Genomic DNA, 11335 nt, shown 5'->3' on the forward strand with positions numbered 1-11335 from the left:
AGAAGCAGGGTCCTTCAAGAAGCAGGGTCCCTTAAGAAGTACGGCTCAGGCGGCGCAACTGTCGTCGTCACACGTGGCGCCCTGCGGGGCGAGCACCGTCAACGGGGACCGGCCTTCGCGCTGGAGCACCTCGTCCAGCACTTCCCGCAGCGTTGACGGGTCCTGGGCGCCGCTGATCGCGTACTTGCCGGCGAAGACGAACGTGGGAACGCCGGTGATGCCCAGCTCCCGGCCCATCTCCAAGTCGGCCTGCACCTCTTCGAGACCGCCCGGCGACTCCAGGAATTCGCGTACCAGTCGGGCATCGTGACCGAGCCCCGCGGCGACCGCGACGAGCGTGTCGAGCGAGCCGATGTCCTGGCCGTGCGTGAAGTGGGCCTCGTGCAGCGCCTCGACCATGGGGCGCTGGTCGGCGCCGTCGCGGCCGGCCCACCAGATCAGCCGGTGGGAGTCGAGGGTGTTGGCGCTGATGGCCTGCTCGAAGTTCATGGTCAGGCCGACGTCGCGGCCGACCGAGGTGACCTGGGTGAACATGCGCTTGGCGTTGTCCTCCCCGCCATAGCGGCTCCCCAGCCACTGGACCAACGGGATCCCCTCCGAAGTGGCGCTCGGGTCGAGCTGGAACGCCCGCCAGCGCAGCTTCACCGGTTCGCCGGTCTCCGATGTGAAGCCGGACACAGCTGTCAGCACCTTCTGCTCGCCGATCCAGCACCACGGGCACACGACGTCGGAAAAGATCTCGATATCCACGCCACACTCCAACGACCCGCCGGTTACCGCGATTCCCGGATGTGGGACAAACTACTACCGGGTACGGGAAGGGGGGCCGGGAGAGTGGCGTGGCAGCGATACGTGGCGCTCGGCGACAGTTTCACCGAGGGTCTGGACGACCCCGATCCGGCATCGCGTGATGTCTTTCGCGGCTGGGCCGATCTCACCGCGAGTGAACTGGCGCGCTCGTCCGCCGAGTTCCAGTACGCGAACCTCGCGATCCGTGGCCGCCTCTACGACGCGATCGTCGCCGAACAGGTGGACCCGGCCCTGGCCATGCGTCCTGACCTGGTGAGCTTCGCCGCCGGCGGGAACGACGTGCTCCGGCGGTCGTGTGATCCGGTCACGCTGATGCAGCGGTTCGACGGAACGATCGCCAAGCTGCGCGCGACCGGTGCCGACGTGTTGGTCTTCCGATTCGCGAACCTCGTCGACCGGCTGCCGGGCGCGAAACTCATCGGCCCCCGCGTCCACTTCCTGAACGAAGCCGTCGGCGCTGTCGCCGTCCGCCACGGCGCTCGCCTCGTCGACCTCTGGAACGACCGGGAGTTCGACAATCCAGCGATGTGGAGCGTCGACCGGCTGCACCTCGCCCCGCGTGGACACGAGCGGGTGGCGGCGCATGTCCTGACCGCCCTCGACGTCCAGCCGCCCGCCGAATGGTGGGAGTCGCCGGCGTACCCGCGGAAGCGGTCGTGGCCCATCGCCCGCGCCCAGGACGTCCGCTGGGCTGGCACGCATCTCGCGCCCTGGATCAAACGACGGCTCACCGGCCGTTCCTCCGGCGACAACATCACAGCGAAGCGGCCAACGCTACTGCCGATGTAAGTCCCAGAATTCCTCTGCAACCACTGCACCGCGTCGCGCGTGATGTCGGCACAACCGGGACGGACCCGGTTGGCGCAGGGGAGGAAAGGGGCCATGACGGCCGTGACCATGTACGGGGCCGACTCACCACCCATCCGGGTGGGAGCCGAGACAGGTGCGGACTTCGACGAGCTGTACGCCGCGAGCTTTCAGGGGCTCACGCTTCAGCTTTATGCGTACCTCGGTGATCTGGCCGAGGCGCAGGACGTAGTCCAAGAGGCGTTCTGCCGAGCTTTCGGCAAATGGAAGCAGATCCGCCGCTACGACGACCCGGTCGCCTGGGTTCGCCGAGTGGCGTGGAACCTGGCGACGAGCCGGTTCCGCAAGCAGAAGACGGCGCTGAACTTCCTGCGCCGCCAGCGTGAGGAGCGCGCGGCCGAACCGTCGCCCGACCGGGTCGCGCTCGTCCGGGCGTTGGCCGAGATCCCGCCCCAGCAGCGACGCGCCGTCGTCCTGCACTACATGGCCCAGCTTTCCGTGGCGGAGATCGCCCGCCAGGAAGGTGTCGCCGAAGGAACCGTCAAGTCTTGGCTCAGCCGAGGGCGCGCCGCCCTCGCCGGCCGCCTGTCCGACCCTGCCCAGAAGGGATTCTGATCATGAACGAGTTCGACCAGGACGCCCTACTCACGGGCGCATTCTCGGAATTCTCCGCGGCTTCGGCCCCGACGGTGCGCCCGCTCGGTGCCCAGGCCGTACGCGGTGAAGTGGCGCACCGGCGCAAGGTGCGAGCCGTCGCGTTGGGCGTCGTCGCCGCACTTGTCATCGCGCTCCCGGTGGCTGGATACGCAGCCTTCGGACGTGATTCCCAGGCACCACCGACGCCCGGGACCAGCATCGTGCCGACTCCGTCGGCGAGCGAGTCGCCTAGCCCCAGCCCGAGTGTGTCGGCCAGCCCGGCGCCGGACGGGCGGATCACGATCGCGCAGCTCACGGCGGGCAAGGTCGACGTCCCCAGCTGGGGCAAGGTCACCGATAACGCCGACTGGAATTGCAACGACGGTCGGATCAAGCTGCATAAGCCCAATGACGCACCCACCGGAGAAACGTCCGTCGAGCAGGTGGCGTACGCCAACCTGGACGCCGACGCCTCGCTCGAAACGGCCGCGCTGCTCTGGTGCCATCCGGGTGAGATGATCATCGCCCAGGTGGTGATCTTCGACCGGGACGCCACCGGGAAGATCGTCATGCTCGGCAAGGTCTTCCGAGGGACGATCTGGAGTGTGAAGGCCAATTCGTCGGCTGGCGTCGACCTGGCGGTCGCCGACTTCGACGCGTGCTGCGAAACCCCCGTCATCCTGCCGATGCGCCAGACGCGGACGTTCGGCTGGGACGGGACGAAGGTGGCGCAGCTTGCCGGGCCGACTGCCTTCACGACTCACACCAAGCCGATCGACATGAAGGTTGCCATCACCAAGACGGTGTGGGGCGACATCAAGGATTACCACCGGACAGCGACGATCACGGTCAAGGTGACCAACAAGGGACCCGTAGCCTCCAATTCCTTCGTGCTGTTTTCCAACTCGGGCGGGGACGAGCATCTGGCGGGCTTCGACGAGGTCCATCCGGCGCTGGCGGCAGGTGCGTCGACGACGGTCACCTTGAAGATCAAGTTCGATGTGCGATACGACACGAGCTTCGTCGCCTCGCTGTGGGAGCAGGGAGTTGTCGGGATCGGAGACAAGAACCGCGACGACAACAGCGCGCAGCTCGACCTGAAGCTCACCTGATCGTCGCGGGACGGGGCGGCCACCGATCGGGGTGGCCGCCCCTTCACTCATGCTTCCGTGGGTCATCTTGGGTCGGCATTTGTCCGGCGACGCCGGTACCCTCTGGCGCGTGAGTCACTCGTTCCAGGTGGACCTTCGGGGCATCGTCGACCTGTTGAGCCATCACCTCTACGGCAGTCCCCGGGTCTATGTCCGGGAGTTGCTGCAGAACGCGGTCGACGCCATTACCGCACGTCGGGTGGCCCATCCGGGTGCTCCGGCGTCGGTGTGGATCGAGACGCCGGGGCGTACGCCGGACGGCACGCTGCGGGTGCATGACACCGGGGTCGGGCTCACCGAGGATCAGGTGCATGAGCTGCTCGCCACGATCGGGCGTAGCGGTAAGCGGGATGAGTTGGGATTCTCCCGGCAGGAGTTTCTCGGCCAGTTCGGCATCGGCCTGCTCTCCGCTTTCCTGGTCGCCGACGAGATTCGCGTGCAGACCCGGCATGAGGGAGCGCCGACCGTCTACTGGACTGGGTACTCCGACGGGCGGTACGCGGTCGAGCCGGGCCCGGAACGGGCCGAGGTCGGCACGACGGTGACGCTGGTGCCACGGCGGGACGCTGCGGACTGGCTCGCTGCGGAGCGGGTGGTCGAACTCGCGCGTACGTTCGGCGAGATGCTGCCGGTCGGCGTACGCGTCGACGGTGAACTGATCACTGTGGAGACTCCACCGTGGGAACTGAGCCGCGCCGAGCTTTTCGCGTACGCGCAGGAGACCTTCGGTTTCGTGCCGTTCGACGTGATCGAGGTGAAGGTGCCCGAGGCCGGGCTGCGCGGCGTCGCGTTCGTCCTGCCGCGGCCGGCGAATCCGGCGGCGAAGGCCGGGCACCGGGTGTACCTGAAGCGGATGCTGCTCGCCGAGGGCGCCGAGGGGCTGCTGCCGGAGTGGGCGTTCTTCGTGCGGTGCGTGATCGACGCCAGCGAACTGCGGCCGACCGCGAGCCGGGAGGCGCTGTTCGAGGACAGTCTGCTGGAGTCGGTCCGTGAGCAGCTCGGCGACCAGCTGCGGGGCTGGATGCTCACGCTGGCTCGCCGTGAACCGCAACGGCTGCAGCAGTTCCTGTCGGTCCACAATGTCGGCGTGAAGACCCTCGCCCTGCACGACCTGGAGATGTTGCGCCTGGTCGACGAGTGGTGGCCGATGGAGACGAACATGGGCCGCATGCCGCTCGCGGAGTTCCGGCGGCGCTACTCGACCGTGCGCTATTGCACCACTGTGGACGAGTTCCGGCAGCTCGCGGCGGTGGCGGCCGCGCAGGATCTGGCCGTGGTCAACGCCGGTTACGTCTACGAGCCGGACATCATCGAGCGGTTGCCGCTGCTCGACCCGGAGGTGCTGGTCGATCGGCTCGATCCCAGCGACCTCGCGACCCGGTTCGACACCCTCGACCCGGCCACCGACCTGGGGCTGCGGCCGTTCCTGGCGATCGCCCAGCGGCGCATGGACCCGCTGGGCTGCGAGATCGTCGTGCGGGCCTTCGACCCGCCCGGCCTGGCCGCGCTCTATCTCGTCGACCGCGAGTCGACCTTCCAGCGCCAGCTCCGCGAGACCCAGGAGGTCGTCGACGAGGTCTGGGCGGGGGTGCTCGCGGCCTTCGAGCGGGCCGAGGCCGCGACGCGGCCCCAGCTGGTGCTGAATCATCGCAATCCACTGGTACGCCGAGTGACCGCGTTGCCGTCACCGGAACTCGTCGGGCTGGCCGTGGAATCGCTGTACGGGCAGGCGCTGCTGCTCGGTCACCATCCACTGCGCCCGGCCGACTCGGCCTTGTTGAACCGGTCTTTCCTGGGTCTGCTGCAGCAGGCGGTACCCGGGGCGCAGCCGGAGGGGGAGGACTGATGGCCAGCGAGGACGAGATCCGCGGCATGATCGCCGCGGCCTGGGACGCCCCGGAGGGTGCCGGGCAGATCGCGTTGGTGGAGGAGGCGATGCTGCACGCCGAGGCGAGCGGCGACGCCGAACTGGCCTTCGACGCCCGGATGGTCGCCACGAACGCGTTCCATCGCGGTGGCGAACCGGCGAAGGCGTTCGTCACCTTCGCCCGGTGTCTCAAGGAGTACGACGAGAACCCGGATCGTCGCAGCGGTCAGGACGAGCACCTGTTGCTCTGGTTCTTCAAATACATCATCTCCTCGATGGCGAAGTTCCCCGAGGTTCCGCTGGAGCGGACGCACGCGGTGCTGGACGACATGGAACGCCGTTACCGGTCGGGCGGCCACAGCCTGCACGCCGTGTACGCGTACCGGTATGTCGTCGCGTCCCATGTGGGCGATGCCGAGCAGGCCGACCACTTCTACGGTTTGTGGGACGCCGCCCCGCGCGACGAGAACTCCGACTGCGCCGGCTGCGACCCGACCTCCAAGGCGCACCATCTCGCCTGGCGCGAGCGGTACGCCGAGGCGATCGCGATCGCCGAACCGGCTTTGCAGGGCCGGTTGACCTGTTCGGAGCAGCCGCAGTCGATCCTGACCGCGCTGATGATCCCGTATCTGCGTACCGGTCGGCTGGATCAGGCGCGCGACGCACACCGGCGGGCGTACCGGGCCTTCCAGACCAAGCCCGCCGATCTGGGCTCGGTCGCCGACCATGTCGAGTTCTGCGGGCTCACCGGGAACGAGATGCGCGGGCTGGAGCTGATCGAACGGCACCTGAGCTGGCTGGAGAAGCCGCCGACGCCGAAGGCAGAGATGGAGTTCGCCTCGGCCGCCGCGCAGATTCTGCGGCGGCTGACCGCCCAGGGCAAGGGCGACCTGCCGATCCGGTCGGGATGGACGGTCGAAGGGCTCGCCGGGCACCTGTCGGATCGGGCCGCTGCCCTCGCCCTGAGGTTCGACGAGCGCAACGGCAACGCGTACCAGAGCGAGCGGATCGCGCGGCGGTTGGACGCCGAGCCGATCGTGGACTATCTGCCGCTGTCCATCACCGCGGCGCACCGGTCGCAGGTCACTCCGGTCGAGCCGGACGAGCCCGAACCGACCGAGCCCGATCTGAGCGCGGCGCCGACCACGCTGAGCCTGGACGAGCAGCTGGATCTCGCCGAGGACTGGTTGCGCGAGCAGGATCCGCGCGGTGAGGCGCTGGCCGACCGGGTGATCGGGAGCTGGCGCACGACGGTCACCGGCCAGCTGACCGCCGAGCAGCAGGGCCGGATCGCGATGCTCCAGGTCAGCCGCCTGCCCGACGAAGACCTCGCGGGCATCCACGCGGGTCTGATGCTCGCGGCGAGCGGCTTCGCCGAGGCCGGCGACGCCGCGCGGGAGGCCGCCTGCCGGGTGCAGCTGGCCATCGCCCAGTTCCAGACGCGGGAGCAGGCTCAGCTATCCGGACTGGGCGACGGCGAACCTGCCGAGCTGGCCGTCGCCCGTCAGGCCGCCGACGAAGTCCTGTCCAGCTCGACCGACGCCGTCCTGCGCCGGGTGACCCTGCTGCGGGTGGCGTACCTGGAGACCATCGCGGGTCAGATCGACGCCGCCCTGGCCTCGATCGACGCCGCCGACGCCGAACCAGGGCACGTCCCGTTGCGGCACCGGGTGCAGAGCCTCATGATGCGGGCCGGTCTCGTGCACGGCCTGGACCGGATCGACCAGACGCGGGACCTGGTCGGCGCGGCGGTCGAGGCGCTGCGTCCGCTGGGCCGGTCGAACGAGCTGGCCTCGGCCCTGTTCACGTACGCGAACCTCATCGGCGGCCTCGGCGACCACTCCGGAGCGCTGGCCGCGTTCGAGGAGGCGGCGGCCGCCGCGATCGATCCCGAACTGCGCCGGAACGCTCGCGCCAACGCCGGGTTCATGCTGGTCAACACGGATCGGGCGGACGAGGTCATCGACGACATCGTCGAGCACGTCTGCCTGATGGCGGCCGAGGGCGAGGATCGGGCGGCGGCGTACTCGCGGCATCGGCTCGCCGTCGCGCTCGCCACGACGCGCCGATTCCGGGAGGCCGCCGAGGTGGCCGAGGAGGCGCTGGCGTACTTCGCCGCCGAGGCCGAGGAGGAGCAGGTGCTCGCGGACGAGTGCCGTGACCTGCTCGCCCGCATCTACGACGAGATGGGCGAACCGCTGGCCGCGCTCGCCCAGTTGGAGGCGCTGGCCGCCGGCCGGGGCGGCTTCGACGACGCCGGATATCGAGCCCACCTGCTCGAACGGATGGCCGAGGTGCTCTACCGCGTCGATCGGGACCGCGAAGCGGGCCTGCGCTACGGCGAGGCCGCTGCCGGGTACCAGTCCGCCGGGGAACGCCCGGCCGCCGCCCGTGCGCTGCGACGACGCATCCTCGCCTTGCACTACGGGCGGGACCCGGAAGCCGCGATCGAGGCGATCGGGCAGGCCACGGCGTACGCCGAGGGCGCCGACCCGGACGCCGAGCCGAGCATCGTCTGGGAGCACGCGATGGCCTGCTACGACGGCGCGTTCGTGCTGGCCGATCAGCGGTCGTACGCCGACGCGCTGGCCGTCGCCGAGCGGGCGCCGGTGCTGTTCCGCTCGATCGACTCCTTCGAGGAGGCGGCCTTCGCCGAGCTCCGCCACGGTGAGATCCTGGTCGCGGCGGGCGACGCCCGGTCCGGCGAGCTGGTCCTGCGGCGGGTGATCGAGGGCCTGCCCCGGGATCATCAGGCGCGCGCGGAAGCAGCGTGGTGGCTCGCGCGGGCGCTGGAGGAGCAGGGCGAGGCGGAAAAGGCCCGTGAACTCCGCAAAGCGTATGATCTTCCGGAACGCGACTAAACGGACGTTAAGTTTCCGAGTTGACTGGCGAGTAGGCTGACCGAGTGACGATCGAGCAGCAGGTAGACACCCCCCGCAAGCGCTCGCGGCGTGACGAGATCCTCCAGATCGCTGTCGGCCTCTTCGCGACTCGCGGCTACCACGGCGTTTCCATGGACGACATCGGCAAGGAAGCCGGTGTGACGGGACCTGCCCTCTACCACCACTTCGCCGGCAAGGACGCCATGCTGGTCGCGGCGCTGAAGCCGGTCAGCGAGGGCCTGCTGTCCGGCGGCCGGGAGCGGGCCGAGGCCCATCAGGGCGAGCCCACGGCCGCCCTGGAGGCGCTGGTCGACTTCCACGTCGAGTTCGCGCTGGCCAATCCGGCCGTCATCGCGCTGCACCTGCACGAGCTGGACCGGTTGCCCGAGGAGCCGCGGCGGGAGATCCGCCGGCTTCAGCGCCGGTACGTGGAGGAGTGGGTCACCGTGCTCACCGCCGTACGCTCCGACCTGACCGACGGCGAGGCCCGAGTGCTCGCCCATGCGGTGTTCGGTTTGATGAACTCGACCCCGTTCCTGGCCGGCGAGGTGGACCGGGACCGTCGTGCAGTGCTGCTGCGGGCGGCCGCCCTCAGCGCGCTCAGCGCGTGACCGATCCCGCCGGGGAGTGCCACCTTAACGATCGATAAGGTAGCGTCCGAGGGGTGTCAGAGATTGAGTCCCTCCTCGTCGCCAACCGCGGCGAGATCGCCCGTCGCGTGATCCGGACGGCGAAACGCCTGGGTATCCGCACGATCGCCGTCCACTCCGACGTCGACGCGGGCCTGCCTTTCGTCCTCGAGGCGGACGAAGCCGTGCTCATCGGCCCGGCCAATCCCGCCCAGAGCTATCGCAACGCCGAGGCCGTGCTGACCGCCGCCAAGCAGACCGGCGCGCAGGCCATCCACCCCGGCTACGGATTCCTCTCCGAGAACGCGGAGTTCGCCCGGCAGGTCGAGGCGGCCGGGCTCATCTGGGTCGGCCCGTCGGCCGAGGCGATCACCGCCATGGGCGACAAGATCAACGCTCGGAATCTGATGGCGGCGGCGGGCGTACCGGTGGCTCCGGGGACGACCGATCCGGCCGGTTCGGTCGACGAGGCGCTGGCCGAGGCGGAGCGCATCGGATTCCCCGTGATGATCAAGGCGGCGGCGGGCGGCGGTGGCATGGGGATGGCCCCGGCGCGCGACGAGACCGCGTTCCGTGCCGAGTACGACAAGGTGCGTGGGTTCGCGGAGCGGATGTTCGGCGACGGCTCGGTCCTGATCGAGAAGTACTTCCCGAGCGTGCGCCACATCGAGGTGCAGATCCTGGGCCTGGCCGACGGCACGGTGGTCGCTCTCGGCGAGCGGGAGTGCTCGGTCCAGCGGCGCAACCAGAAGCTCGTCGAGGAGTCGCCCTCGCCCGCGAGCATGCTCACGCCCGAGCGGCGCCAGGCTTTGCACGCCTCAGCGGTACGCGCGGGGGAGGCGGTCGGCTACCGCAACGCGGGCACGGTCGAATGCCTGCTCGACCCGGCGACCGGGGAGTTCTTCTTCCTGGAGATGAACACGCGGCTGCAGGTCGAGCACCCGATCACCGAGGCGGTGTTCGGCATCGACCTGGTGGAGGCCCAGTTGCGGATCGCGGCCGGGCTGCCCGTCGACGTGCCGACGCAGTCCCACGGGCACGCCGTCGAGCTGCGGATCAACGCCGAGGACCCGAAGCGGTTCCTGCCCGGGCCGGGCGTGGTGACGGTGTGGGAGGAACCGGCCGGGCTGCCGGGCATCCGCGTCGACTCCGGGTACGCGGCCGGCACCACGGTCACCCCGAACTACGACTCCCTGATGGCCAAGCTGGTGGCGTACGGGGCAGATCGGGCGGAGGCGATCGACCGGCTGCGGGCGGCGGTCGCGGCGTTCCAGATCACCGGCCCGAAGAACAATCTGCCGTTCTTCGCCGAGCTCCTCGAGAACGAGGAATTCTTGAGCGGGGACTACGACACCGCCATCGTCTCCCGGATGAGGTGAAACCGATGAGAGTGAGCATCCGCGAGGTCGGCCCCCGGGACGGCCTGCAGAACGAGGATCCCGTGCCGACCGCCGCCAAGGTCGAGTTGATCGACGCGTTGAGCGGCACCGGAGTCGGCCGGATCGAGGCGGTCAGCTTCGTGCACCCCAAGGCGATTCCGCAGATGGCCGACGCCGACGAGGTGTGGGCGAAGATCACGCGGAATCCCGGGGTTCGCTACAGCGCCCTGGTCCCCAACGTACGCGGAGCGCAGCGGGCGATCGCCGCCGGTTTCACCGAGGTCGAGGTCGTGATCTCGGCGTCGGACACGCACAATCGGCGCAACATCAACCGCAGCACGGACGAGTCGCTGGCCGAGTTGCCGGAGCTGATCGAGACGCTGCACGCCGGCGACGCCACCGCGGAACTGATCATCGCGACCAGTTTCGGCTGCCCGTACGAGGGCGACATCGATCCCGCCCGCGTCGCCTCTATTGTGGACAAAGCGGTGGGCATGGGAGTGGACCGCGTGGCCTTCGGCGACACCACCGGCATGGCGACGCCCCGGCGCGTACGCGACGTGCTCGATCGGGTGACCCGGGAAAAGCCGCTGCTGTGCCACTTCCACAACACGCGGGGAACCGGGCTCGCCAACATCCTCACCGCCTTGGATCTCGGGGTGACGGAGTTCGACGCCAGCGTCGGCGGTCTCGGCGGCTGCCCGTACGCCCCCGGTGCGACCGGCAACGTGGCGACCGAGGAAGTCGTGCACATGCTGCACGACATGGGTTACGAGACCGGCATCGACCTCGACAGACTCGTCGAGGTGGCGGAACTGGCCCAGCGGATCGTGGGTCGCGAGCTGCCCAGCGGGGTGCTCCGGGCCGGGCCGCGATATCGGACAATTGCTTGATTTTTCCTAATCCTCACGTGTCCGCCCTATGCGGGAATCGTTGTCCATAGCGGAGTTTCCACTACCGCTGAAGGGCGATCATGACCGCAACCCGGAACGGCCGGTTCCAGCGCGCGACACTGCGCGCGGTGACCGTCGCCGGGTTCGCCGCGGCCGCATGGTTCGCCGGAACAGCTGCCGCGTACGCCGCTGAGCAGCCGGAGACTCCGTCCGCGCCCGAGGCGGCTTTCGGCGAAGCCCACGCCGTCACCGGGCCAGCCCGAGAGGCACCGAACACCGGC

General features: G+C 69.4%; 10 protein-coding genes. 9 read left to right on the plus strand and 1 reads right to left on the minus strand.

Annotated elements, in window-relative coordinates:
* Positions 1 to 45: 45 nt before the first annotated feature.
* On the minus strand, positions 46 to 750 hold the full coding sequence (locus tag AB0M47_RS29310) for a DsbA family oxidoreductase (RefSeq protein WP_363419700.1): 705 nt from the start codon (positions 748 to 750) through the stop codon (positions 46 to 48).
* A gap of 84 nt (positions 751 to 834) precedes the next feature.
* On the opposite strand from AB0M47_RS29310, the gene AB0M47_RS29315 reads away from it, so the two are divergent.
* From AB0M47_RS29315 to AB0M47_RS29355, 9 genes are all read left to right on the plus strand, one after another.
* Positions 835 to 1599, plus strand: coding sequence for an SGNH/GDSL hydrolase family protein (locus tag AB0M47_RS29315; RefSeq protein WP_363419702.1), 765 nt, complete (start codon positions 835 to 837; stop codon positions 1597 to 1599).
* A 108-nt stretch (positions 1600 to 1707) separates the two neighbouring features.
* Entirely contained in the window at positions 1708 to 2232 is a 525-nt protein-coding gene (locus AB0M47_RS29320) for a SigE family RNA polymerase sigma factor (RefSeq protein WP_363419721.1), read from the plus strand.
* Positions 2233 to 2234: 2 nt separating this feature from the next.
* The gene (locus AB0M47_RS29325; RefSeq protein ID WP_363419704.1) at positions 2235 to 3365 is read left to right on the plus strand and encodes a hypothetical protein; all 1131 of its coding nucleotides are present in this window, start codon (positions 2235 to 2237) and stop codon (positions 3363 to 3365) included.
* A gap of 109 nt (positions 3366 to 3474) precedes the next feature.
* The gene (locus AB0M47_RS29330; protein ID WP_363419706.1) at positions 3475 to 5250 is read left to right on the plus strand and encodes an HSP90 family protein; all 1776 of its coding nucleotides are present in this window, start codon (positions 3475 to 3477) and stop codon (positions 5248 to 5250) included.
* A complete protein-coding gene (locus AB0M47_RS29335) occupies positions 5250 to 8132 on the plus strand; it encodes a hypothetical protein (protein WP_363419708.1) in 2883 nt (960 codons plus the stop codon). Before AB0M47_RS29330 ends, AB0M47_RS29335 begins: the two co-directional genes overlap by 1 nt.
* A 44-nt stretch (positions 8133 to 8176) precedes the next feature.
* Entirely contained in the window at positions 8177 to 8764 is a 588-nt protein-coding gene (locus AB0M47_RS29340; RefSeq protein WP_363419709.1) for a TetR/AcrR family transcriptional regulator, read from the plus strand.
* A gap of 62 nt (positions 8765 to 8826) precedes the next feature.
* A complete protein-coding gene (locus tag AB0M47_RS29345) occupies positions 8827 to 10161 on the plus strand; it encodes a biotin carboxylase N-terminal domain-containing protein (RefSeq protein ID WP_363419723.1) in 1335 nt (444 codons plus the stop codon).
* 5 nt (positions 10162 to 10166) lie between these two features.
* Positions 10167 to 11054, plus strand: a complete 888-nt coding sequence (locus tag AB0M47_RS29350; protein ID WP_363419711.1) for a hydroxymethylglutaryl-CoA lyase — start codon at positions 10167 to 10169, stop codon at positions 11052 to 11054.
* A gap of 80 nt (positions 11055 to 11134) precedes the next feature.
* Positions 11135 to 11335, plus strand: a 201-nt coding sequence (locus AB0M47_RS29355) for a hypothetical protein (RefSeq protein ID WP_363419713.1), incomplete at its 3' end; no start/stop codon positions are given.

The organism is Hamadaea sp. NPDC051192 (genome assembly GCF_040682475.1).
GTDB lineage: Bacteria > Actinomycetota > Actinomycetes > Mycobacteriales > Micromonosporaceae > Hamadaea > Hamadaea flava.

Coding starts and splice junctions, on each gene's coding strand:
- AB0M47_RS29325 (WP_363419704.1), top strand. CDS start 2,235: ATGAACGAGTTCGACCAGGACGCCCTACTCACGGGCGCATTCTCGGAA.
- AB0M47_RS29320 (WP_363419721.1), top strand. CDS start 1,708: ATGTACGGGGCCGACTCACCACCCATCCGGGTGGGAGCCGAGACAGGT.
- AB0M47_RS29350 (WP_363419711.1), top strand. CDS start 10,167: ATGAGAGTGAGCATCCGCGAGGTCGGCCCCCGGGACGGCCTGCAGAAC.
- AB0M47_RS29335 (WP_363419708.1), top strand. CDS start 5,250: ATGGCCAGCGAGGACGAGATCCGCGGCATGATCGCCGCGGCCTGGGAC.